Below are 22,886 nucleotides of genomic sequence, written 5' to 3'. Positions count from 1 at the left end.
GCGCCGGTGGGTACGCCCGCGGCCGTCACGCTGCGTCATGTATTCACACGGGGCGCGTCCGGGGCACGTGCATATGCACCCTCCACACGCTGCCGCGCGCCCCCCGTGTCCGCTTCCATGGAAGCGGACACGGGGCAAGGACGGGACAAAGGAGAGCAGACCGTGGCCACCGAACCCGACACGAGTGCGGTCGTGTCCGAGCTCGCCGAGATCCGGCGCTCCCTCGACGTGGGCCAGGCCCGCATCGACGGGCGGCTCGCACTGCTGTCGCAGCGCAGTCAGCAGATGGAGCGGGAGATCGACGAACTGACGGCACGCGTCACCTCGCTGGAGCACTCGCGCTGGCCACTGCCCTCGATCGCCGCGCTGACCGGCGCGGCGGCGATGGCACTGGCGTTATGGCAGGCCCTGGGCCGCTGAGCGGCGTACACGGCCGTCGAGCACCGGCCGCCGGTCCCGCAGTGGCGGGGCCGGCGGACGGGTACGCGCAGATCAGGCGCCGAGGCGGAGGTGATGGAGCATCAGCAGCGCCGCGGCCATGTTCGCCGCGGGCACCTCCCCGCGGCCGACCATGTCGGGCACCCCCTTCAGGGGCACCCACTCGCGTCTGTCGGACTCGAAGTCGTCCTCGGGGTCGCCGAGCTGCACCGCCTCCGTGGCGTAGTACACGAGGTGGCGGGCGTCCGTCAGGCCGTTCGACGGCTCGACGGTCATCAGGTGCGTGAGCGGGCCGGGCCGCCAGCCGGTCTCCTCCTCCATCTCGCGGGCGGCGGCGGCCTCGGGGTCCTCCCCGTCCTCCACCACCCCGGCGGCCAGCTCCCATCCGTAGACGTCGGTGATGAAACGGTGCCGCCAGAGCAGCAGCACCTCGTTCGCCTCGTTGACCGCGGTCGCCACGGCGACGGGTCGCAGGCGGATCAGGTAGTGATCAAGGTGGCGCCCGTCCGGGAGTTCCACGTCGGCCAGGTTGACGCGGAACCAACGGTTTTCGTACACGGTGTGCTCCCTGAGATTCCTCCATCGCACGTAGTCCCCCTTGTCGCCGTCCAGTGGCGGTGACGGCCCCCGCCTCAGAGCGGAACGCGCAACGCTGCGTCGATCAGCTCTGCCGCCTCGGCGGTCCCCCCTCCGCCGGTCTCGGTCAGATGGCGACGGACCGCGCGCAACCTGTCCCGCAGCCGCTGCGACTCCATCCCTCTGGCCGCTCTTGCCATTTCCAGCGCCGCCTGCGCCGCCTCCTCGGCGTCCCCCTGACGCAGTTCGACGTGGCTCAGAATCGCCAGCCGGTGCACCCGCCCCCGGTCGTGAGCGGGCCGGTGCACGGCGGTCGCCGCCTGTTCGCGGGCGGCGCGCAGGTCCCCGATGCGTAAGAGCGCCTCGGCGACCTGCACGTTGACCAGACCCGGCTGGACGTAGTCCGTCTCGGCCGGCTCCTGGCGTGCGCTGATCCGCCCGGCGGCGGACTCGGCGCGACGGATGCAGTCCAGGGTGCCCGAGCGGTCGCCGAGGAAGGCGTACGCCTTGGCCTGCATCGCGTACAGATCGGCCGCCAAGGCGGGGCTGACGTCCTGGTCGGCGGCCCGCAGCGCGGCCTCCGCGAACGCGACCGCCTGGCGGTACTCCCTGAGGAACAGGGACTGGTTGACGAGCATGGCGATGACGTATGCCCCGAAGCCGCGGTCCCCGCTGGCCTTGGCCAGCCGCAGCGCCTGGTGGAAGTAGCGCTGGGAGAGGCCGAGGGCGTCCGAGTCGTACGCGCAGATGCCCGCGACGGCGACGAGGCCGCCGGTGGCCCGGTGCAGCCGGCGGCCGAGGTCGTCGCCGTACGAGCCGCGGAGCAGCGGCGCCGCCTCGGAGTTGAGGAAGCGCACGACGCGGGCGCGGGTCGCCATGCCGCCGGCCTTGCGGTACATCTGCTCGTAATGGGCGCGGGCGGCCTTGAGTGTGGTGACGTCGGCCTCGCTGACGTGCACCGGGCCGGAACGGGAGACGTCCCCGTCCTCCGGCGGGTTCTCCCACTCCCACACCGGGATGACGGCGGGGGTGCCGGTCAGCGCGCGGGCGCCGACGACGTGCGGCTGCTGCTGCTCGTCGGAGCGCCACAGGGCGGTGGCCCGCTCGACGAAGCGGGCGAGCGGCGCGGCGGCCGAGGGGCCGCCGGCGGACCCGAAGCCGATGTCGTCCAACGTGACGGGGCGGTCGAGCCGTTCGGCGAGCACTTCGCAGATGACGTCGGGCACCTGGCCGCGTGGTCGCTGTCCCTTCAGCCAGCGGGCCACGGCGGTGTGCTCGTAACGCAGCCGCAGACCGCGGGCCGCGCCGGCCCGGTTGACGTGCGCGGCGAGCCCGGCGTGGGAGATCCCGGCTTCGTCGAGTGCCGCGTCGAGCAGGGTGTTGGGCTCCATATGCCCTCCTGCGAGCAGGGTGTTCGCCAGCGTAACCGAGGGACTTTCACACGGGGTGTGAAGTGCGCGCCCGCAGTCGTGGCGTGTGCGCCCTCCCGGTGGGCGCGGGTGGCGAGTTGACTGTGCGGCATCGGGTCCGCTCGCTTCCCCGCAGCCTGGCGGCGGTTCCGTAGCCGCCCCGCCCGGCCGTGCCGGACCCGGCACCTGGCCGGCCGGGCGGGCGGCAACCCCCCACCGGCGTGAGCGCCGCGGACCGGACGGCGGTCCGGCCCGCGGCCGCTCGCGACCGGGGTGGCGGGGCCGTACGGCCGCTCAGCCGACGACGCGCAGCCAGATCCCGGTGCAGTGCGGCAGGGCGGACACCTGTACCTGCTCCAGCCGGACCCGGGCACCACCGGGGCGGTCGAAGAGCCGGACGCCGTCGCCGAGGAACACCGGCGTGGTGAACACCAGGACCTCGTCCAGCAGGCCCGCCTCGATGCACTGGCGGGCGACGTCGGCGCCGATGACGTTCACGTAGCCGTCGCCCGCGGCGGCCTTGGCCGCACTGACGGCGGTGCCGAGGTCGTCGGAGAAGGTGACGCCGGGGACGGGCTCGGCCGGCGGGCGGTGGGTGAGCACGAACTGCTGCCCCTCCCAGCCGCCGCCGAACGCCTCGCCCTCGTTCTCCGTGCCGCGGTGCGGGTCGTCGCCGAAGAAGCTGCGCGCGCCCGAGAGGATCGAGCCGACCCGCGGGATCAGCCCGTCGACCGTGGGGTTGTCCCCGAGGTGGTCGGCGAGCCAGGACATGTCACCGCCCGGTCCCGCGATGAATCCGTCGAGCGACATGGTCGCCGAGTACAGCAGCTTGGCCATGGGGCGCCTCTCCTTCGGTGGTCTGCGGTCAGTCGGGCCTGAGGGTGGGACCGGCGGCGGGCCCGTAAATCATCGGCCCGCGCCCCCGCGGCCCGCCCGTGCTCACCCCGCCAGGACGCCGAGGGGGTCGTCGAGCACCGGCTGCCAGGCGAGTTCGGCCGCCCCGACCAGGCTGTTGTGGTCGAGCGTGCACTCCAGCACCGGGACCCCGCCGCTGCGCCCCCACAGGCTGCGGTCCGCCACCCGCGCACGCAGCCGCTCGGGGGCGGCGGCCAGCAGGACCTGGTGCAGCCCGCCGAGGATGATGCGGTCGGGGTTGAGGATGTTGACCAGGCCCGCGAGGCCGAGGCCGAGGCGGTCCACGACCAGTTCGACGGCGGCGGCGACCGCCGGGTCCGCGTACTCCTCGCGGACCAGCTCGCGGGCCTGCTGCAGCAGCGAGACCTCCGGGCCGGGCGCGCGGCCCGCGGCCGTCAGCAGCGCCAGCGGGTCGGTCTCGACGTCCAGGCAGCCGCGGCTGCCGCAGTGGCAGGGCAGGCCCTCGTCGGGATTGACGGTCAGGTGGCCGACTTCCAGCGCGAGCCCGGCGCTGCCGGTGTGCAGCCGCCCGTCGAGGACGAGCGCCCCGCCGACGCCGCGGTGGCCGGTGGCGACGCACAGCAGGTGCGCCGAGCCGCGGCCGGCGCCGTGGCGGTGCTCGGCCAGAGCGGCGAGGTTGACGTCGTTGCCGGTGAACGCCCGTGGGGCGGCGGCGAATTCGATACCGGAGGCGGTCAGACAGTCGTGGAAGATCCGGCGTACGGGCGCGCCCACGGGCCAGGCGAGGTGCAGCGGGTTGAGCGCTTCGCCGTCCGGCTCGGCGACCGCGGACGGTACGGCCAGGCCCGCGCCCACGCAGGTCCGCCCGGTGGCGCGCAGCAGCTTCGCGCCCTCCTCGACGACGGCCGCGAGGACATGCGCGGGGTCGGCCGGGACTGTTCCGCAGCCGGGGGCGGTGGCGACGATACGGCCGCCGAGCCCGACGAGCGCGGCGCGGAATCCGTCCGCGTGCACCTGCGCGGCGAGCACGACGGGGCCCTCGGGGTTCACGGACAGGCCGTGCGAGGGCCGGCCCTGGTGTCCGGCGGCGGCGGGCCGGGAGTCCACGGTGATCAGGCCCAGCGCCGCCAGCTCCGCCGCGACCGCGCCCGCGGTGGCGCGGGTCACGCCCAGCTCGGCGGTGAGCACGGCGCGGGTGGGCGCCCGGCCGGTGTGGACGAGCTCCAGCGCGGGCCCCAGCGCGCTCCGGCCTCTCTCGGGTCGCGCGGGCCTTGTACGAGTCGGCGTCACGCTTCTATTCTGCCTTTGTGCCGACGCTAAACAAAATACGGGCGGCGCTCCCCCGGTCACTGCGCGGCACCACCGTGCCCCGCGGCCCCGCCGGAGCCCAGCTCGCCCGCCTCCGTACCGTCCTGACCGTCTTCTTCGCCCTCGACGGCTTCGTCTTCGCCGGCTGGGTCGTCCGCATCCCCGACATCAAGGACCAGACCGGCGCCTCGCCCAGCGCCCTGGGCCTGGCGCTGCTCGGCGTGTCCGCGGGCGGGGTGGCGACCATGGTGCTCACCGGCGGGCTCATCCGCCGCTACGGTGCCCACGCCGTGACCGTGGGCACCGCCGCGCTGCTGTCGGCCGGCGTGGTGCTGCCGCCGCTGACCCGCTCCGCCCTCGCGCTCGGCCTGGTCCTCGTGGTCTTCGGCGCCGCGTTCGGCTCGATCAGCGTCGCCATGAACAGCGCGGCCGTCGACCTGGTGGCCGCCCTCCGGCGGCCGGTGATGCCCAGCTTCCACGCGGCGTTCAGCCTCGGCGGGATGCTCGGCGCCGGGCTCGGGGCCCTCGTCGCGGGCCACCTCTCCCCCACCCGGCACCTGCTGCTCCTCGCGCTGCTCGGGCTCGCCGTCACCGCCTTCGCCGGGCCCGCGCTCCTCGCCCTCCCGGCCCCGAAGCGGCCGCCCGCGCCCGATGTCGCTGACGGTGCGGACGGCGTGGACGGGCCGGACGCCGAGCCGGGCGGAAAAACGGCCGCGGCGCAGCGCCCCGCCGGGCGTACCCGGCTGCTCGTCGCCGTGCTCGGGCTGGTCGCGCTGTGCACCGCGTACGGCGAGGGCGCCATGGCCGACTGGAGCGCACTGCACCTGAAGGAGTCCCTGGACGCCGGTCCGGGCCTCGCCGCCGCGGGCTACTCCGTCTTCGCCCTCGCCATGACCGCCGGCCGGCTCTCCGGCACCGCGCTGCTGCTGCGGCTGGGCCAGAACCGCGCCCTGGTCGCCGGCGGCGCGACCGCCTGCGTCGGCATGCTGCTCGGCTCCTTCTCCCCGTCCGTCTGGGGCGCCCTGGCCGGCTTCGCCCTCACCGGGCTCGGCCTGGCCAACATATTCCCCATCGCCATCGGCCGCGCCGGCGAACTGGCGGGCCCGAACGGCGTCGCCGCCGCGTCCACCCTCGGCTACGGCGGCATGCTCCTCGGCCCGCCGGCGATCGGCTTCCTCGCCGACTGGTTCTCGCTGCGCGCCGCGCTGAGCACGGTCGCGCTGCTCGCCGGGGCGGCCGCGCTCATCGCGTACGCGATGCAGGCCGTGAGCACACCGGGCGCCCGCGCGGGACGTGGGAGGGGACTGAGGAGCCGGACCTGAGGAAACCGGGCCTGCCGAGCCGGCCGGGGAGCCGGGTCAGCCGGTCATCTGATGCCGACGGTGCGGGCGAGCACCGCCCGCTGCACCGGCAGCGCCTCGGCGTGCAGACTGCGGCCCGCGTCGGTGACGCACACCTGCACGCCCCTGCGGTCCTCGGGGCACATGCCGCGGGTCACCAGACCGTGCTTCTCCAGCCGGCCGACGAGGCGGGACAGCGCGCTCTGGCTCAGGTGCACCCGGTCCGCGAGCTCCTGGACCCGCAGGCTCGCCTTGTCGCCCGAATTCGCCATGCCGAGGAGCACGTCCAGCACCTCGAAGTCGCTGGCCCCGATGCCGTATCGATGCAGCTCACGGTCCAACTCGCCCACCGCCCGCGCGTGCACCGCGCGGATCTCCCGCCATTGAGAAACCACCGCGCCTTCGGCGCTCCCCGTTGCCATGGCATGGCACCGTACCAGCCCGTGAGCGGGATGTGACGGCCGGTGTGCAACGGATTGAACACGGCGCTGCGCGGTAGCATTCCCAGCATGAGGGGGCTCGATATGCGGGGACCGAGGACGCAGACCCAACGGGACGCCGTGACCGTCGAGATCGTGTACGCCGCCGTCACCGCGGCCCTGCTGGCGGGCGCGGTGTTCCTCGCCGTCGCCGCGCCCGCGCTGTTCTTCGACACGGTGCGCGGCGACGCAAGGGTGGGGGTGCTGACGGCCGCGAAGGCGGCCGGGGCTATGGCGTTCGTGATCCGCGTCGCGCTCGTCCTGCGTCGCTGGTGACCAGCCGCCTGACCAGGGGCCAGAGCAGGATCAGCGCGATGACGGCGTAGACCGTGACCGCGAACGGGGTGTTGACGAGGCCGCTCAGGCTGCCGTCGCTGAGCTGCAGCGCCCGGCGCATCTGCTGCTCGGCCGCCGGGCCGAGGATGACGCCGATGATCGCCGGCAGCACCGGCAGCCCGTAGCGCCGCATGCCGAGCCCGATCAGGCCGATCACCAGCAGGATGACCAGGTCGACCGCCTCACCGCTGACGGCGTACGCGCCGACCGCCGCGAAGAACAGGATGCCCGCGTACAGATACGGCCGCGGGATGCGCAGCAGCTTCGCCCAGACCGGCGCCAGCGGCAGGTTGATGAGCAGCAGCAGGAACATGCCGACGAACAGCGACGCGATCAGGCCCCACACCAGGTCGGGTTCGCGGTCGAAGAGCAGCGGGCCCGGCTGGATGCCGTACTGCTGGAACGCGGCCAGCATCACGGCGGCCGTCGCGGTCGTCGGCAGGCCGAGCGTGAGCATCGAGACCAGCGTCCCGGCCGCGGAGGCGGACGCCGCCGACTCCGGTCCGGCGACGCCCTCGATGGCGCCCTTGCCGAACTCGTCCTTGTGCTTCGACAGCCGCTTTTCCGTCACGTACGACAGGAAGGTGGGGATCTCCGCGCCGCCCGCCGGGATCGCCCCGAACGGGAACCCGATCGCGGGCCCGCGCAGCCACGGCTTCCAGGTGCGGCGCACGTCGGAACGGGCGAGCCACGGCCGGCCCACGGGTATCGGCCCCTGGTTGCCCGAGCGCAGCCTGGCGGCCACCCACAGCGCCTCGCCGACCGCGAAGAGGCCGACCGCGACGATGATGACGTCGATGCCGTCGGCGAGTTGCAGCGAGCCGAAGGTCAGCCGCTCCTGGCCGGTCATCTGGTCGAGACCGACCAGGCCGATGGTCAGCCCGATGAGCAGCGAGGCGAAGCCCCGGATGCGGGAGCGGCCCAGCACGGAGGTCACCGCGATGAACGCGAGGGCCATGAGGGCGAAGTAGTCCGGCGCACCGATGTCGACGGCCAGGTCCGCGATCACCGGCGCCAGCGCGACCAGCAGGATCGTGCCGATCACGCCGCCCGCGAAGTGCCCGATCGCCGCGGCGGCCAGGGCCTGCGAGCCGCGGCCGGACTTGGCCATCGGATTGCCCTCGATGGCGGCGACCACCGCGGCGCTCTCCCCCGGTGTGTTGAGCAGGATGGAGGTGGTGGAGCCGCCGAACATGCCGCCGTAGTAAATGCCCGCGAACATGATGAGCGCGGCGGTGGGCTCCAGCCCGTACGTCACGGGGAGCAGCAGCGCGACGGCCATGGCGGGGCCGATGCCGGGCAGCACGCCGATGGCGGTGCCGAGGAGGACGCCGACGGCGGCCCACAGGAGGTGGGCGGGCGTCAGTGCGGTGCCGAAGCCGTCGACGAGGGAGGCGAAGGAGTCCATCTCACAGCACCTCCATGAGCGGCCCGCCGGGCAGCGGGACACCCAGCAGGTTGGTGAAGACGGTGTACGTGATCACCGACAGCACGGCGGCCACGAGCGGGTCGCTGGCGAACGCCCGGCTGCCCAGCGCGTAGGCCGCGCCCCAGAACAGCAGGGCGCCGGCGAGGGGGAAGCCGACCTCGCCGATGAGGAAGGCGCTGGCGAGGAAGACCCCGGCGAGCAGCAGCACGGTGCGCCACTCGGAGGGCGCGTCGAGGTCGATGTCCTCGCCGCCCTCGGCCTCGCCCTTGCCGCCGCGCAGCACGTCGACGGCGAGGAGGGCGGAGACGACGAGGAGGGCGATGCCGATGACGGTGGGGACGGCCTCGGGTCCGACCGGGCCGCGCTGGGCGTAGTCGGTGTCCATGGTCAGCGCGTCGATCAGGACGAGCACGCCGAGGGCCAGCAGCAGGACGCAGACGCCGAGTTCCGACCTGCCGCGCAGCAGGGCGAGCGGCCCGCCGGAGCCGCGGTCGGGGGCGGCCTTGCCGTCCGGCGCTTCCTTGCCGTCCGGCGCTTCCTTGCCGTCCGGGGCTCCCTTGCCCCCCGGCGGCTCCGCGGGGGTGCGGCTCTCGTCCGCCGTCGGCTCGTTCGTCGTCGGCTCGTTCGTCACAGGCCCAGCTCCTTCAGCACCGAGACCACGCGCCGGTCCTGCGCGTCGAGGTGGTCGCCGAACTTCTCGCCGGTGAGGAAGGCGTCGGTCCAGCCGTTCGTCTTCAGCGACTGCCGCCACTCGTCGGTGTCGTGCAGCTTCTCGAAGAGGTGGATCAGGTTCTTGCGTTCGGTGCCGGACAGCCCCGGCGGGGCGACGAAGCCGCGCCAGTTGGTGAACGCCACGTCGATGCCCGTCTCGCGCAGCGTCGGCGCGTCCAGACCCGGGTGCCGCTCGCCGCCGGTGACGGCGAGCACCCGCAGGTCGCCCGCCTCGATCTGGTCGAGGTACTCGCCGACGCCGGAGACGCCGAAGGCGACCTTGCCGCCGAGGATCGACGCGAGCAGTTCGCCGCCGCCGTCGTACGGCACATAGTTGACCTCTTTGGGCACGATCCCGGCGGCCCGGGCCATCAGCATCGGTGCCAGGTGGTCCGGACCGCCGGGGGACGAGCCGCCGCCGACCGGTGTCGTGCCCGGGGAGGCTTTCCAGTCGGCCAGCAGATCCCCGAACGTCTTGTACGGGGAGTCGGCGGGGACCACGACGATGTCGGGCTCCTCGGTCACCCGCGCGATGGGGGTGGTGTCGGCGAGCGTGTGGTCGGTGGTGTTGGTACGCACCGCGCCGCTGACCCCGAGCCCCATGGACATCACGAGCTTGCCGTTGCCGTGTTCGTTGACCAGCCGGGACAGGCCCACGGTGCCGCCGGCGCCGGGGAGGTTGAAGACCTCGACGTTGCTGCCGAGATCGGCCTCCTCGATGTTCCGGGCGATGGTCCGGGCGGTGATGTCGTAGCCGCCGCCGGGGGTGTTGGGGACCATCAGCTCCAGGCCGGGGATCCGGCTGCCGCCCGCCGCGCCGTCCCCCTCCGTGATGAGCGGCGGGCCGAGGAGCACCAGCAGCGCCGCTGCCGCGAGCGCGAACGGGGTGCGTAGAGTGGCCGGCAGACGCACGGTTCGGTCACCGCCTCTTCGTCGAGGAGCCGGCTCCGCGGAGCCGTGGATGATCACTGGGGTCCGGATGTCGCCACATGCTCCCGCCGGGGGCCCCAGAGGTCGCGCTTGTGAACGCAAGGAAACTTCTGGTCGTTCTGGTCCCGGCGCGGACCGTCCCGGAGCGCTAGCCTGACCGCCGTGATCCGGGTACTGGTGGTCGACGACGACTTCATGGTGGCCAAGCTGCACAGCCGCTACGTCGCGGCGACCGAGGGCTTCGAGGTGGCCGGTGTCGCGCACAGCGGCGCGGAGGCGCTGCGCGCCGTGGCGCGGCTGCGCCCCGACCTGGTGCTGCTCGACGTCTATCTGCCGGACATGGACGGCATCGGGGTGCTGCGGCGGCTGCGCGCGGGGGAGCACGCGGACACCGACGTACTCGTGATCACCGCGTCCCGGGACGCCGAAACCATCCGCGGCGCGCTGCACGGGGGCGCGCTGCACTACGTCATCAAGCCGTTCAGCCAGGCCGCGCTGCAGGAGCAGTTGCGCCACTTCGCCGCCACCCGCGCCCGGCTCGACGCGCTCGACGACACCGGCGGCGTCCAGCAGGCGCACGTCGACCGGCTCTTCAGCGCCCGCCCCACCGTCTCCGGCGCGCTGCCCAAGGGGCTCAACGTACGCACCGCCGAGCTGGTGGAACGGGTGCTGCGCGAGCACCCCGGCGGCCTGTCTGCCAGCGAGTGCGCGGAGGCGGCGGCGATCTCCCGGGTGGCCGCCCGGCGTTACCTGGAGCACTTCGCCGACTCCGGCCGCGCCGAGCTGTCGCTGAAGTACGGCGGCACGGGGCGGCCCGAGCACCGCTACCGCTGGGCCGGCTGAAGCGTACGCGCGGGGCCGCGCGCCGGCGCGGGGGCACGCGCGCGGGCCCGCACGCCCGGGGCCGCCGTCCGTATACGACCCCGTGCACGACCCGCACATGCGGCCCGGGCGTCACCCCTACGAGTGCATCCCGGGGTGCCGGGGCGACGCCGGGGGTAGTGCTGCCCCGGGCGCTGGACGCGAACGAACCCGGGGAGGGGCGGATGCCGCCTAAGCAGCCGTTCGAACTGCCGACCTTCTACCTGCCGTGGCCCGCGCGGCTCAACCCGCACGTCGAGCAGGCGCGGGGGCACTCACGGGCGTGGGCGCGCGGGATGGGGATGCTGGAGGGCTCGGGCATCTGGGACACCGCCGACCTCGACGCGCACGACTACGCGCTGCTGTGCGCGTACACCCACCCCGAGTGCTCGGCGGACGTGCTGTCGCTGGTCACCGACTGGTACGTGTGGGTGTTCTTCTTCGACGACCACTTCGTGGAGGCGTTCAAGCGCGACCGCGACCGGGCCGGCGCCAAGGCGTACCTCGACCGGCTCCCCGCGTTCATGCCGGCGGAGCCTTCCGGCGCGGACATCCCCGAGCCGCGCAACCCGGTGGAGGCGGGGCTCGCGGACCTGTGGGCCCGGACGGTGCCCGCGATGTCGGCGGGGTGGCGGCGGCGGTTCGCGCAGAGCACGGTCAACCTGCTCGACGAGTCGCTGTGGGAACTGGCGAACATCGACGAGGGGCGGGTGGCCAACCCCGTCGAGTACGTCGAGATGCGGCGCAAGGTCGGCGGGGCGCCGTGGTCCGCGGGGCTCGTGGAGTACGCGGCGGCGGCGGAGGTACCGGACCGGGTGGCCGCGTCCCGGCCGCTGCTGGTGCTGCGCGACACCTTCGCCGACGCCGTGCACCTGCGCAACGACCTCTTCTCCTACCAGCGCGAGGTGGAGGACGAGGGCGAGCTGAGCAACGGCGTGCTGGTGATGGAGACGTTCCTCGGCTGCGGTACGCAGGAGGCCGCCGAACGCGTCAACGACCTGTTGACGTCCCGGATGCAGCAGTTCGAGCACACGGCGCTCACCGAACTGCCCGTGCTCCTCGCCGAGGAGGAGCTGACGCCTGCGGAGTGCGCGCGGGTGGCCGCGTACGCGAAGGGGATGCAGGACTGGCAGTCGGGCGGGCACGAGTGGCACCTGCGCTCCAGCCGGTACATGAACGCGGGCGCCGCCACCGGCCCGCCCGCCCTGCCGTACGCGCCGGCGGGGCCGGGGGTGGGCGTGCGCGGGCTGCTGACCGCGACCGGGGCGGTGCGGCTGCGCTCGTACGCGCATATGCCGCACCGGCGCGTCGGCCCGTCGCTGGTGCCGGAGATGTGCATGCCGTACGGGCTGCGACTTTCGCGGCACCTCGACATGGCCAGGTCCCGGACCGTCGACTGGTGCAGCCGGATGGGCTTCCTGCAGCCCCAGCCGGGCGTGCCGGGCTCGCACGTGTGGGACGCGCGGCGCCTGCGCGGCTACGACTTCCCGCTCTGCGCGTCGGGGCTGCACCCGGACGCCGACGAGGAGGAGCTGGCCCTGGCCTCGCTGTGGCTGGCCTGGGGCACCTACGGGGACGACTACTACCCCGCCGTCTTCGGCCGCGCCCGTGACCTGGCCGGGGCCCGGGCCTCGAACGACCGGCTGAAGCTGTGCATGCCGCTATGCGACGGGACGCCGGCGCCCCCGCCGGCGAACGCGCTGGAAGGCGGCCTGGCCGACCTGTGGCGGCGGACGGCGGAGCCGATGGCTCCGGAGCAGCGGGCGCACTTCAGGGCCACGGTGTCCGTCATGCTCGACGCCTGGCTGTGGGAGCTGTCCAACCAGGCGCAGCACCGCGTCCCGGACCCGGTCGACTACATCGAGATGCGCCGGGCGACGTTCGGCTCCGACATGACGACATACCTGTGCCGGCTGCGCCGCGGGAGCGACGTGCCGCCGGAGATCTACGAGAGCGGGCCGGTGCGGGCGCTGGAGAACTCCGCCATGGACTACGCCTGCCTCCTCAACGACCTCTTCTCGTACCAGAAGGAGATCGAGTACGACGGGGAGATCCACAACGGCGTGCTGGTGGTGCAGAACTTCTTCGGCGTCGGCTACCCGGACGCGGTGCGTATCGTGCACGACCTCACGACAGGGCGGATGCGGCAGTTCGAGCACGTGCTGGAGACCGGACTGCCGGTGCTGTACGAGGACCTCGCGGTCTCGCGGAAGGAGCGCGAGGCGGTGGACGCCTACATGCGCGACCTCCAGAACTGGATGGCCGGGATCCTCAACTGGCACCTGCACGTGCGGCGTTACGGGGCCGCGGAGCTGGCGGAGTACGCGGGCGGTCCGGGGCTGCCGGGCGGGGCGCCGGCGGGGCTGGGCACGGCGGCGGCGCGGCCGGGGGCGTGGGCCGGGGGGTGAGGGAGCGGCCGGGTTCGGGCGCGGCTGGAGGGGCGCGGGACGGGTCCGGGTGCGGGGCGGCCCCCTTCAGCCGAGCCAGCCGGGGCGCACCAGCCCCGACTCGTACGCCTGCACCACCAGTTGCGCCCGGTCCCGTACGCCGAGCTTGACCATGGTCCGGCTCACGTGCGTCTTGGCCGTCAGCGGGCTGACCACCAGCCGGCGGGCGATCTCCTCGTTCGACAGGCCCATGCCCACCAGCGCCATGACCTCCCGCTCCCGCTCGGTCAGCTCGTCCAGGGCCGCGGCCGCCGCGGGTTCCTTGGAGCGGGCGGCGAACTCGGAGATCAGCCGGCGGGTAACGCCCGGAGAGAGCAGCGCGTCGCCCTCGACCACGGCCCGTACCGCGCGCACCAGTTCCTCCGGCTCGGTGTCCTTGACCAGGAAGCCGGAGGCGCCGGCGCGGATCGCCTCGAAGACGTACTCGTCCAGCTCGAAGGTGGTGAGCATGACGACCTTCACCTCCGCCAGGTCCGGGTCGCCGGTGATCCGGCGGGTGGCCTCCAGACCGTCGAGGACCGGCATGCGGATGTCCATGAGGACGACGTCCGGGCGCCGTTCGCGGACGACGGCCACGGCCTGCTCGCCGTCGGCCGCCTCGCCGCACACCTCCACGTCCTGCTGCGCGTCGAGGAGAGCGCTGAAGCCGGCCCGTACGAGCACCTGGTCGTCGGCGAGCATCACGCGGATCACTGGCGCTCCTCTGAGGTGTCGCGGCTGCGGGTCTCGCGGCCGGCGTTCACGGTATCCGCCGGCAGCGGGATCCGGGCCCGCACCCGGAAGCCGCCGTCGGGGCGGGTGGCGGCCTCGACGGTGCCGCCGAGCGCGGAGGCGCGCTCGCGCATGCCGACCAGTCCGTTGCCGCCGCCGGTGAGGCCGCTCGCGGTGGCGGGGCCGTCGTCGTCGATCTGCAGTTCCAGCTCGCCGGGGGCGTGACGGACCAGGACCCGGGCGGTGCGCGAGCCGGAGTGGCGGACGACGTTGGTCAGCGCCTCCTGGACGATGCGGAACGCGGCCAGTTCCGTGCCCGGGGGCAGCGGGGCCCGCTCGCCCTCGACGGTGACGTCCACGGCGAGGCCGGCCGCGGCGGCCTGCTCCTTCAGCTCGCCGAGCCGGTCGAGGCCGGGGGCGGGCGAGCGCGGGGCGCCGCCTGGGGCACGCAGCGCGTCGAGCACCTGGCGGACCTCGCCGAGCGCCTCCTTGCTGGCGGACTTGATGGTGATCAGCGCCTCGCGGGCCTTCTCGGGCTGCTGGTCGAGGAGCGCGAGGCCCACGCCCGCCTGGATGTTGATGACGGAGATGCTGTGCGCCAGCACGTCGTGCAACTCGCGGGCGATGCGCAGCCGCTCCTCGTCGGCGCGGCGGCGCTTGGCCTGCTCGCGCTCGGCCCGTGCGGCGGCCCACTGCTCGCGGCGCGTACGCATCAGCTCGCCGCCCGCGACGACCGCCAGCACCCAGGCGATGACGAACAGCACCTGGCCCCAGTGGCCGCCGCCGTCGTCGCTCGGCGGCAGCCAGCGGTAGAGGACGGAGGTGTACGCGACGTGGCCGGCGAAGAGCAGCGCGAGCGCCCCCCAGACGGCGTGCCGCTCCCCCACCGAGACGGCGGCGAAGCAGGCGACGGCGGCGCTGAGGAAGATCGGCCCGTACGGGAAGCCCGTGGCCAGATAGCCGAGGCAGACGGCGACGGTGCCGAAGGCGGCGGTACGGGGGTAGCGGTGCCGCAGCAGGAGGAGGACGGCGGCGGCGAAGAGGAAGCCGAGCGCGCCGGGGAAGGGGGCGACGCGGTCGGTGGCCTGAGCGGCGCCGCGGGTGCCGACGACCATGAAGAAGGTCAGGAACAGGGTGGAGCGCCAGGGCAGGCGGTCGCGGCTGGGCAGCCAGCGGAGCATGCCGGGCAGGGGGCGGCCGTCCTCGCCGTCGGCGGCGGGGCGCGGGGCGCCGGGGCCGCCGGGTGCGCAGGGCCCGCCGAACGGGGGCCCCGGCCACCGCCGGCCGCCGGCCTCGTCGTCCCGCCCCCACCAGGGGGGTCCTCCGCGTCGCATGGCTGAAACGCTAACCGGCGGCGGGGCCTTCGGGCGTCCACCGTACGCGGACACCCGGCGTACTCCCGGTGGAGTACCTGCTCAGCGGGGGTGAGGCCGGTGGTTGCACGGAGCAGGGGCCGCCGGGCCGGGGTCACCGGGCCGGGGGGGTGCGCCCGCGGCGGGGGCGGCTACACGGCGGGGGTGCGCAGGCCGATACCGCGGCCCAGGTCCGCCGCGGCCCGGTCGAAGAACTCCTCACGGGCGTGGACGACCTCGTGGAACTGGCCGAAGACCTCGAAGCCGACGAGACCGAAGAGCTGCGACCAGGCGGCGACCAGCCGCGCCATCGCCGCCGGATGCAGCCGTACGCCCAGGCGGCGCACCAGTTGCTCGGCGTCGCGGAGCACGTCGGCGGACTCGACGGTCCCCGGGTCGAGCAGCCCCGCGTCCGCGGCGTCCTCGGCGACGGCGATGAGCGCGCGGGCGACGCGGGAGGCGGGGTCGTTGGTGGTCTCGGGGGCGGCGTAGCCGGGGACGGGGGAGCCGTAGAGGAGGGCGTACTCGTGCGGGTGGGCCAGCCCCCAGCGGCGTACGGCGTGGCAGGCGGCGGTCCAGCGGGCGACGGGGTCGGCGCCGGGCGCGGCGGCGAGGGCGCGCTCCGTCTCGCCGCCGACGGCGTCGTAGGCGTCGATGATCAGCGCGGTGAGGAGGTCGTCGCGGCAGGGGTAGTAGCGGTAGAGCGCCGAGGAGACCATGCCCAGCTCGCGGGCTACGGCGCGCAGCGAGAGGCGGGCGGCACCCGCGTCGGCGAGCTGGCGTCTGGCCTCGGCCTTGATGCTCTCGGCGATCTCGGTGCGGGCGCGCTCCCTGGCTCCTGTGACCCTCGTCATGGGGGCAGTCTGCCACCGAGAGAGCAGTGCACACAAACGAGATCGGTGCACAGAACCGAGAGCAGTGCTCTTGCCTAAGACCACCGCCCTGATGCACACTGCTCTCAGGCGAGAGCACTGCTCTCGGTTCGGATCAGCGCTCACTCCAGGAGGTCACGATGACCACGCAGCCCTACTACCTCAAGGCCGGCCGCGTCGCCTCGCGCTTCAACAAGGTGGTGGGCTGGCTCGCGCGCCACGGCTTCAGCTTCATGGGCACCGCGGAGCTGTCCGTACGCGGCCGGAAGTCCGGGAAGATGCTGCGCCTGCCCGTCAACCCGCACCGCCACGACGGCGAGCAGTACCTCGTCTCCGCCCGTGGCCACTCCCAGTGGGTCCGGAACATGCGCGCGGCCGGCGGCGGCGAGCTGCGCGTCGGCCGCAAAGTGCGCGCCTTCACCGTCGAGGAGGTGCCGCCCGCCGTCGCCGTGCCCGTGCTGCGCGGTTACCTCAAACGCTGGGGCTGGGAGGTCAACCAGTACTTCCAGGGCGTGACGGCGGAATCCTCCGACGAGGAGCTGCTCGCCGCCGCCCCCGACCACCCGGTCTTCCGCCTCACCGAGACCCGCTGAGCGCGCTCTTGCGGTCCAGCATCGACAGCGCCCGGTGCGCCACCGGGTGGGTGCGGACGATCTCGCCGAGCGTCGTCGACCCCTGCGTGACCTTCGTGAACATGTGCCACGCAGGCCGGAAACCGGTCAGCGCGGCATGGAACACCGCGGGGTGCCGCTCGAAGGCCGACAGCATCCGCCGCCCGACCGCCATCTCCACGCCGAGGCCCGCCTTCACGGCGAACGCGTAGTTGAGCGCCTGGCGCCGCGCGTCCACCGCGTCCTGCGCCTCCGCGATCCGCACGGCCCACTCCCCCGCGAGCCGGCCGGAGCGCAGCGCGTACGAGATGCCCTCCCGGGTCCACGGCTCCAGCAGCCCCGCGGCGTCGCCGCAGACGACGACCCGGCCGCGGGACAGCGGCGAGTTGTGGGCGCGGCAGCGCGTGAGGTGCCCCGACGACAGGCTCGGCTCGAAGCCCGCCAGCCCGAGCCGGGCGGTGAACTCCTCCAGATAGCGCTTCGTCGCGGCGCCGTCGCCGCGGGCGGAGATCACGCCGACCGTCAGCGTGTCGCCCTTGGGGAAGACCCACCCGTAACTCCCGGGCAGCGGGCCCCAGTCGATGAGCACCCGGCCGCGCCAGTCGTCGGCGACCTCCGGCGGCACCGGGATCTCGGCCTCCAGCCCCAGGTCCACCTGCTCCAGCTCCACCCCGACGTGGCTGCTGGTCCGCCCCGCGCTGCCGTCCGCGCCGACCACCGCGCGGGCCAGCACCTTCTCGCCGCCCGACAGATGCACGGCCACCGTGCGCCGGTCCGGCACCTCGGGCCCGTGCTGCTCGACCCGCGCGACGGTCACGCCGGTACGCAGCCGCGCGCCCGCGCGCTGCGCCGCCTCGGCGAGCCGGGCGTCCAGCTCGGCACGGTTGACGAGCCCGAACAGGGTGCGGCGGGAGCGGCGCGTGCGGCCGAGCCGGCCGCGCATGGTGAACGTCACGGCGTTGACGCGGTCGCGCAGCGGCAGTTCGACGCCGTCGGGGAGCGCCTCGCGGGACAGCCCGATGATGCCGCCGCCGCAGGTCTTGTAGCGGGGCAGTTCCGAGCGCTCCAGGAGCAGGACGCTGCGGCCCTGCCCGGCGGCGGCGCACGCCGCGGAGGCCCCGGCCGGGCCTGCGCCGATCACGAGGACGTCCCAGACCCGCGGCTCCCCGCCGGCCTCGCCGCCGGTCGCGGCGGCGGGCGTCGCCCCGGGGGCCACCGGCGGCGTCTTCTCGGGCCGTTCGTCCGGCGCCGGTTCGCCCGGTGCGTCGGGCTCGGAGCCCGGCGCCGCGTCGTCCCGCGCGTCCGCGTCCGTCGCTTCGGCCGGCGCTTCGTCCGGCGCTTCGTCCGGCGCCGCGTCCTGCACCGCGTCCTCGGCCGCGTTCCGTGCGTCGCCCGGCGAGCGGCCGGCCGCCGCCTCGCCCGTTCCGTTGCCCGCCTCGTTCTCGCTGGTCACGTTGGCTCTCTGCTCCTGTTTCCGGCCTCCCCCGCCCGGGGGCGCCCACCTGCCGCATCCTAGAACGACGTACCGCTGTGCGATGATCGTCACCGCTCGCCCCGATCCCGGGACCCGACACCGCAGGACACAACGCAGTTCGCCCGAGGAGCGTTCCCATGGACACCGATCGGCTCGCCGGCACCGTCGCCGGACTGCTGCCGCGCGCCCGTACCGAACTCGCCGAGCTGGTCTCCTTCCGCTCGGTCGCCCTCATCGATCCGGAGCGTTTCCCGGCGACCGAGTCCGACGCCGCCGCCCGCTGGATCGCGGATTCGCTGACCGCCGAGGGCTTCACGGACGTGCAGTTGCTCGACACCCCGGACGGCACCCGTTCGGTGTACGGCTATCTGCCGGGACCGGCCGGTGCCCCCACGGTGCTGCTCTACGCCCACTACGACGTACAGCCGCCGCTCGACGAATCTGCGTGGCTCAGCCCGCCGTTCGAGCTGACCGAGCGCGACGGCCGGTGGTACGGGCGCGGCGCCGCGGACTGCAAGGGCGGCGTCCTCATGCACCTGACCGCGCTGCGCGCGCTGCGCGAGAACGGCGGCGTGCCGGTCTCGGTCAAGATGATCGTGGAGGGCTCGGAGGAGCAGGGCACCGGCGGTCTGCAGCAGTACGCCGAGCAGCACCCGGAGTTGCTGGCGGCCGACACGATCGTCATCGGCGACGTCGGCAACTTCCGCGTCGGGCTGCCCACGGTCACGGCCACGCTGCGCGGCATGACGATGCTGCGCGTGCAGGTGGACGCGCTGGCGGGGAACCTGCACTCGGGCCAGTTCGGCGGCGCCGCCCCCGACGCCCTCGCCGCGCTCATCCGGATCCTCGACTCGCTGCGCGCCCCCGACGGCTCGACCACGGTCGACGGCCTGGCGCCCGGCTCCCGGTGGGACGGCCTGGCGTACCCGGAGGACGTCTTCCGCAGCGACGCCAAGGTGCTGGACGGCGTGGAGCTCATCGGCTCGGGCAGCGTCGCGGACCGCATCTGGGCGAGCCCCGCGGTGACGGTCGTCGGGATGGACGTGCCCTCGGTGGCCGAGGCCACGCCCTCGGTGCAGGCCACCGCCGCGGCGCTGGTGAGCCTGCGGCTGCCGCCGGGCCACGACTCGGCGGAGGCGACGGAGCGGCTGACGGCGCACTTCGAGGCGCACGCGCCGTGGGGCGTACAGGTGACCACCGAGTCGTACGGCTCGGGCGAGCCGTTCCGCGCCGACGTCACCAGCCCGGCGTACCGCGCGATGGCCGAGGCGCTGCGCGCGGCCTACCCGGGCGAGGAGATGCAGGTCGCCGGGCAGGGCGGCACGATCCCGCTGTGCAACACCCTGGCCGAGCTGTACCCGCGGGCGGAGATCCTGCTGATCGGGCTCTCCGAGCCGGAGGCGCAGATCCACGCGGTGAACGAGAGCGTGTCACCGGAGGAGTTGGAGCGGCTGTCGTTCGCCGAGGCGCTGTTCCTGCAGCGGTACGCGGCCGGGCGCGCGGACTGAGGCCGCGGGCCCGCCCCGCCTGAGGCCGCGGGCCCGCCCCGCGGCCGGGCGCCGGCTTCGGGAAGCCGTCCGGGAAGCCGGTCCGGAAGGTGCCGTCAGGCGACGTCCGTGAGCCGGGCGAAGACGACGACGTTGCCCTCGTAGCCGGGGTCGGTGCCCTCGCGGTAGCCGCCGCCGCAGGTGAGGACGCGCAGTTCGGCGCGGTCGGAGTCGCCGTAGACGCGGCGGCTGGGGAAGTCGGCGGCGTCGAAGACCTCGACGGCGTAGACGGTGAACTCCGCCGTACGACCGTCCTCCCGGTCGACCTTGACGACCTCGCCGCGCTTCAGGCCGCCGAGGCGGTAGAAGACGGCGGGCCCGGCCGCGTCGTCGACGTGCCCGGTGACGACGGCGGTGCCGGTGGCGCCGGGGGTGGCGGCGTCCCGGTACCAGCCGGCGAGGTTGGGTACGCCCGGGGGCGGCGCGGCGAGCCAGCCGTCGGGGTCGAGACCGACCTCGGTCAGCGGCGCGTCGACGCCGAGGGCGGGGATCCGGACGGTGGCCGGCGCCGAGGCCGGCAGCGGCGGGTGCGCGGGCGGGCCGTCGTCGGTGATCGCGCTCTCCGCGGAGGGCTGCGGCGGGCCGAAGCCGCCGGTGAGTGCGGTGTGGATCATGCCGATGCCCAGGAGCATCACGCAGATGACGACGCCCGCGGCGAACCTCTTGCGCAGTGCGCCGGCCGCGCTCCCGCCGCCCTCGCCGTCGCCGCCGGGATCCGGGGGCGGGCCGCCGGGCGCGGTGCCGTTCGGTGCGGCCCCGTACCCCGTCGTGTCGTGGGGCAGCGTGCCGTGGGGGGTCATGCCGTAGGGCATCGTGGCGTAGGGGTCGGCGGTGCGGTGCTCGTGCATGGTGCGGACCGTTTCTGCGCAGGGGGAGCCTCGCGGGAAGGTGCGCGGGGAGTGGGGCGGGGCGCGGGGAGCTGTGCGGGAATGCGGGTACGGTCCGCGTCGTGCGCCCCGCGGGCCGGAGGCCGCGGGGCGGCACGCGCGATGCGGACCGGTGTCTGCGCCGCGGGGTCAGTCGCGGCCGGGCGGCCCCTGCCGGCGCCGTAGCAGCAGGGCGCCGCCGAAGGCACCGGCGGCCGTGAGGCCCGCACCGCCGGAGAGCATCACGGTGCGGTCCTCCTGAGAGCCGCCCAGCCCGCCGCGGGCCGGCCGGGTCGGCTTCACCGGCTGCGCCGTCTCGGCCGGCCGGACCGCCTCCTTGCCCGGCTCGGAGCGGCCCGCGGCCTCCTTGCCGGCCTGCGTGGGCAGCGCGGACTGAGTCGCCTCCTTGCCTTGTTCGCCTTGTTCCTGGCGCGGCCTGGACGTGGCACCGACCTCCGGCTTGTCGCCACCCGCGGCGGCGATGGTCAGCGGCGCGGTGCCGGACTCGTCGCCGCAGGTGAACGTCACCTCGAAGGACGCGCCCGGCTTGGCGTCCAGATCGACCCTCACCTGCGCGCTCTGGATGGCGCCGCCCGTGCCGAGGGTCGTCCTGTCGAAGACCGCCGACGAGGCGGTGGCCTCCTTGCCGCATTCGGTCACGGTCAGCTCGACCTTGCCGCCCGGCTTGACCGTCTTGGGGGTGACGGAGAAGCCGAAGGTGGTGATGTTGTCGTCGTTGCCCTGCGCCGTCGCCACCGTGGCCGTGAGGCCGGCGGCGACGGCACCGACGGCCGCGGCGGCCAGCGCCGTGGATATGATCCGCATCGGTCGTTAGCTCCTGAAGTGGGGGGATGCGACGACGTGGGCCGCCGCTAGCAGAGACGCTATGCAGCCAGAGGCAGTGACACGCACTCAAAAACTGCCGAATGGGGCAATAGCAGGGCCAATAGGGTTGCCACCGTCACCCCGCCACGCCCCTCGCGTCCCGCTCGCGTCCCCCCTCGCGCTACGCCCCGTCCGCGACCGGCATCCCGCCCTCCAGATAGACCGCCGCCCCCCGCTGCCGGGCCCGCAGCGCCCAGCGCAGCCGACTGAACCGCACCGACGGCAGCAGCCCGCCCGCCTCGTCCTCGGTGACGAACCGCCAGGCGCGCAGCTCAGGACCCGGCAGCAGCACGCCGGCCGCCTCCTCGGGGCCGAGCCGCCCGCCGTCGTAGAGCAGCCGCAGCCCGCCGTACTCGGGCGGCCGGGGCGGCTCCCAGTCCACCACCAGCAGCCGCGGCGCCCGCCGCAGGCGCAGCCCCAGCTCCTCCGCCACCTCCCGGACGCCGCCGCGCGCCGGCGCCTCGCCGGGCTCGACGACGCCGCCGGGGAACTCCCAGCCCGGCTTGTACGTGGGGTCGACGAGGAGCACCCGGTCGTCGTCGTCGAAGAGCAGCACGCCGGCGGCGAGCGTCTCGCCGGTGGGCTCGGAGTTCTGCACGATGTCGCAGTATCCGGCCCCGGCGCGCAGGCACGACGCGATCTCCTCGGCGGCCTCGCGGGGGCTCTGACCTGCGGCGTCGACCAGGTGGGCATCGCCGGTGAGCCAGGGCGGGATGGACCCGGTGTGCAGGATCGTTTCGTCAAACCCGACCAGCAAATGGCGCACTTCGAAGCCGCGCGAGGCCAGCCGGCCGAAGATCTCGTCGCGGTGCTCCTCACGCCACAGCGCCGCCGGCACCACCAGCGGACCGTCCGCCTCCGCCAGCAGCGCCGCCGCCGTCTCGACCACCAGCCGGCGCCACGACGGCAGCTCCTGCTCGTCACCGACCTCGTCCAGGCGCTTCTGCGGCAGCAGCGCGCGCAGTTGTCCGCCCGTCAGCTCCGGGTCGTAGAGAATGCTCCCCGGCGTCAGCTCCACCAGCTCGTGCGCGACGCGGCGCAGACCCGTATCCCATGCGCCGTTCAACCAGACGATCACATGTTCCCCCTCTCAGCCGCCCCCAGAGAGTTGCCCGCTACCCGCTCCCGGGGAAACTCCGGGCGAAGAGTTTGGCCGCAGGGCTACGTCACACCGCCGTAACCCGGCGCAATGACGCCGGGTCGCGTACGAACCCGGCCCACCGCCGTGCCCGTACGCCGGCGTGCCCGGTCCAATCGGGCCGTCCGGGGTCCGGCATGGGCCCGTTCGGCCCTCCGCCGCACGGTGCCCACCCAGCAGGATGGCGCTCACCCGCCCGCTTCGCGCGGGCCGGGTTCGGCGGCCCGGTCCGGAGGTCAGATGGGCTGACCGACGGCTCCCCCCGGGCCGCCGTAGCCCTTCTCCGACGG

22 protein-coding genes are annotated in these 22,886 nt (G+C 74.4%); 7 read left to right on the top strand and 15 right to left on the bottom strand.

Annotated elements, in window-relative coordinates; genetic code table 11:
• The first annotated feature begins 162 nt into the window (after nucleotides 1–162).
• Entirely contained in the window at nucleotides 163–420 is a 258-nt protein-coding gene (locus ABGA99_RS03880) for a hypothetical protein (protein ID WP_347576987.1), read from the top strand.
• A gap of 72 nt (nucleotides 421–492) precedes the next feature.
• Here ABGA99_RS03880 and ABGA99_RS03875 read toward each other — a convergent pair whose 3' ends face one another.
• The 4 genes from ABGA99_RS03875 to ABGA99_RS03860 all read right to left on the bottom strand — a co-directional run bounded on the left by ABGA99_RS03875 (nucleotide 493) and on the right by ABGA99_RS03860 (nucleotide 4,589).
• Nucleotides 493–1,026: an NUDIX domain-containing protein gene (locus ABGA99_RS03875; RefSeq protein WP_347576986.1), complete on the bottom strand. Its 534-nt coding sequence runs from the start codon at nucleotides 1,024–1,026 to the stop codon at nucleotides 493–495.
• Between the two features lie 44 nt (nucleotides 1,027–1,070).
• Complete coding sequence (locus ABGA99_RS03870) at nucleotides 1,071–2,405, bottom strand: transcriptional regulator (RefSeq protein ID WP_347576985.1); 1,335 nt, start codon at nucleotides 2,403–2,405, stop codon at nucleotides 1,071–1,073.
• A gap of 312 nt (nucleotides 2,406–2,717) precedes the next feature.
• The gene (locus ABGA99_RS03865) at nucleotides 2,718–3,260 is read right to left on the bottom strand and encodes a dihydrofolate reductase family protein (protein WP_347576984.1); all 543 of its coding nucleotides are present in this window, start codon (nucleotides 3,258–3,260) and stop codon (nucleotides 2,718–2,720) included.
• Nucleotides 3,261–3,362: 102 nt separating this feature from the next.
• Nucleotides 3,363–4,589, bottom strand: a complete 1,227-nt coding sequence (locus tag ABGA99_RS03860) for an ROK family protein (protein ID WP_347576983.1) — start codon at nucleotides 4,587–4,589, stop codon at nucleotides 3,363–3,365.
• A gap of 74 nt (nucleotides 4,590–4,663) precedes the next feature.
• Between ABGA99_RS03860 and ABGA99_RS03855 the strand changes: the two genes are divergently transcribed.
• A complete protein-coding gene (locus tag ABGA99_RS03855; protein ID WP_347577045.1) occupies nucleotides 4,664–5,929 on the top strand; it encodes an MFS transporter in 1,266 nt (421 codons plus the stop codon).
• Nucleotides 5,930–5,973: 44 nt separating this feature from the next.
• Here the strand turns inward: ABGA99_RS03855 and ABGA99_RS03850 are convergent, their stop codons facing one another.
• Nucleotides 5,974–6,369 (bottom strand): MarR family transcriptional regulator, encoded by a 396-nt coding sequence (locus tag ABGA99_RS03850; protein ID WP_347576982.1) that lies wholly within the window; start codon nucleotides 6,367–6,369, stop codon nucleotides 5,974–5,976.
• Nucleotides 6,370–6,456: 87 nt separating this feature from the next.
• Here ABGA99_RS03850 and ABGA99_RS03845 point away from each other — a divergent pair, with 87 nt between their 5' ends.
• On the top strand, nucleotides 6,457–6,702 hold the full coding sequence (locus tag ABGA99_RS03845; protein ID WP_347576981.1) for a DUF6332 family protein: 246 nt from the start codon (nucleotides 6,457–6,459) through the stop codon (nucleotides 6,700–6,702).
• On the opposite strand, the gene ABGA99_RS03840 is transcribed toward ABGA99_RS03845, so the two are convergent.
• The 3 genes from ABGA99_RS03840 to ABGA99_RS03830 form a co-directional block, all read right to left on the bottom strand.
• Nucleotides 6,656–8,170, bottom strand: a complete 1,515-nt coding sequence (locus ABGA99_RS03840) for a tripartite tricarboxylate transporter permease (RefSeq protein WP_347576980.1) — start codon at nucleotides 8,168–8,170, stop codon at nucleotides 6,656–6,658. The genes ABGA99_RS03845 and ABGA99_RS03840 overlap by 47 nt on opposite strands.
• Before the next feature lies 1 nt (nucleotide 8,171).
• Nucleotides 8,172–8,657 carry a tripartite tricarboxylate transporter TctB family protein gene (locus tag ABGA99_RS03835; protein WP_347577044.1) on the bottom strand — a complete coding sequence of 162 codons (486 nt, stop codon included), beginning with the start codon at nucleotides 8,655–8,657 and terminating at the stop codon, nucleotides 8,172–8,174.
• A 161-nt stretch (nucleotides 8,658–8,818) separates the two neighbouring features.
• Nucleotides 8,819–9,814 carry a tripartite tricarboxylate transporter substrate-binding protein gene (locus ABGA99_RS03830; protein ID WP_347576979.1) on the bottom strand — a complete coding sequence of 332 codons (996 nt, stop codon included), beginning with the start codon at nucleotides 9,812–9,814 and terminating at the stop codon, nucleotides 8,819–8,821.
• 180 nt (nucleotides 9,815–9,994) lie between these two features.
• Between ABGA99_RS03830 and ABGA99_RS03825 the strand changes: the two genes are divergently transcribed.
• Both ABGA99_RS03825 and ABGA99_RS03820 read left to right on the top strand, forming a co-directional pair.
• On the top strand, nucleotides 9,995–10,675 hold the full coding sequence (locus ABGA99_RS03825; protein WP_347576978.1) for a response regulator: 681 nt from the start codon (nucleotides 9,995–9,997) through the stop codon (nucleotides 10,673–10,675).
• Nucleotides 10,676–10,878: 203 nt separating this feature from the next.
• Nucleotides 10,879–13,101, top strand: coding sequence for a germacradienol/geosmin synthase (locus ABGA99_RS03820; RefSeq protein ID WP_347582149.1), 2,223 nt, complete (start codon nucleotides 10,879–10,881; stop codon nucleotides 13,099–13,101).
• A gap of 66 nt (nucleotides 13,102–13,167) precedes the next feature.
• Here ABGA99_RS03820 and ABGA99_RS03815 read toward each other — a convergent pair whose 3' ends face one another.
• From ABGA99_RS03815 to ABGA99_RS03805, 3 genes are all read right to left on the bottom strand, one after another.
• A complete protein-coding gene (locus ABGA99_RS03815; protein ID WP_347576976.1) occupies nucleotides 13,168–13,833 on the bottom strand; it encodes a response regulator transcription factor in 666 nt (221 codons plus the stop codon).
• Entirely contained in the window at nucleotides 13,830–15,185 is a 1,356-nt protein-coding gene (locus ABGA99_RS03810) for a sensor histidine kinase (protein WP_347582148.1), read from the bottom strand. The genes ABGA99_RS03815 and ABGA99_RS03810 overlap by 4 nt, the downstream gene beginning before the upstream one ends.
• Before the next feature lie 170 nt (nucleotides 15,186–15,355).
• Nucleotides 15,356–16,057: a TetR/AcrR family transcriptional regulator gene (locus tag ABGA99_RS03805; protein ID WP_347576974.1), complete on the bottom strand. Its 702-nt coding sequence runs from the start codon at nucleotides 16,055–16,057 to the stop codon at nucleotides 15,356–15,358.
• Nucleotides 16,058–16,215: 158 nt separating this feature from the next.
• Here ABGA99_RS03805 and ABGA99_RS03800 point away from each other — a divergent pair, with 158 nt between their 5' ends.
• A complete protein-coding gene (locus ABGA99_RS03800) occupies nucleotides 16,216–16,668 on the top strand; it encodes a nitroreductase family deazaflavin-dependent oxidoreductase (protein WP_347576973.1) in 453 nt (150 codons plus the stop codon).
• Here the strand turns inward: ABGA99_RS03800 and ABGA99_RS03795 are convergent.
• Nucleotides 16,652–18,139, bottom strand: coding sequence for a geranylgeranyl reductase family protein (locus ABGA99_RS03795; protein ID WP_347582147.1), 1,488 nt, complete (start codon nucleotides 18,137–18,139; stop codon nucleotides 16,652–16,654). The genes ABGA99_RS03800 and ABGA99_RS03795 overlap by 17 nt on opposite strands.
• Before the next feature lie 158 nt (nucleotides 18,140–18,297).
• On the opposite strand from ABGA99_RS03795, the gene ABGA99_RS03790 reads away from it, so the two are divergent.
• Nucleotides 18,298–19,668 (top strand): dipeptidase, encoded by a 1,371-nt coding sequence (locus ABGA99_RS03790; RefSeq protein ID WP_347576971.1) that lies wholly within the window; start codon nucleotides 18,298–18,300, stop codon nucleotides 19,666–19,668.
• A gap of 95 nt (nucleotides 19,669–19,763) precedes the next feature.
• On the opposite strand, the gene ABGA99_RS03785 is transcribed toward ABGA99_RS03790, so the two are convergent.
• The 3 genes from ABGA99_RS03785 to ABGA99_RS03775 all read right to left on the bottom strand — a co-directional run bounded on the left by ABGA99_RS03785 (nucleotide 19,764) and on the right by ABGA99_RS03775 (nucleotide 22,536).
• Entirely contained in the window at nucleotides 19,764–20,555 is a 792-nt protein-coding gene (locus ABGA99_RS03785; protein WP_347576970.1) for a class F sortase, read from the bottom strand.
• 168 nt (nucleotides 20,556–20,723) lie between these two features.
• Nucleotides 20,724–21,398 carry a hypothetical protein gene (locus tag ABGA99_RS03780; protein WP_347576969.1) on the bottom strand — a complete coding sequence of 225 codons (675 nt, stop codon included), beginning with the start codon at nucleotides 21,396–21,398 and terminating at the stop codon, nucleotides 20,724–20,726.
• A 181-nt stretch (nucleotides 21,399–21,579) separates the two neighbouring features.
• Entirely contained in the window at nucleotides 21,580–22,536 is a 957-nt protein-coding gene (locus tag ABGA99_RS03775; protein WP_347576968.1) for an NUDIX hydrolase, read from the bottom strand.
• Nucleotides 22,537–22,886: the final 350 nt, after the last annotated feature.

The organism is Streptomyces sp. B5E4 (assembly GCF_039871555.1).
Taxonomy (GTDB): domain Bacteria; phylum Actinomycetota; class Actinomycetes; order Streptomycetales; family Streptomycetaceae; genus Streptomyces.
The sequence above is the reverse complement of the archived record's forward strand: the minus strand, read 5'-3'. Positions and strand labels throughout refer to the sequence as shown.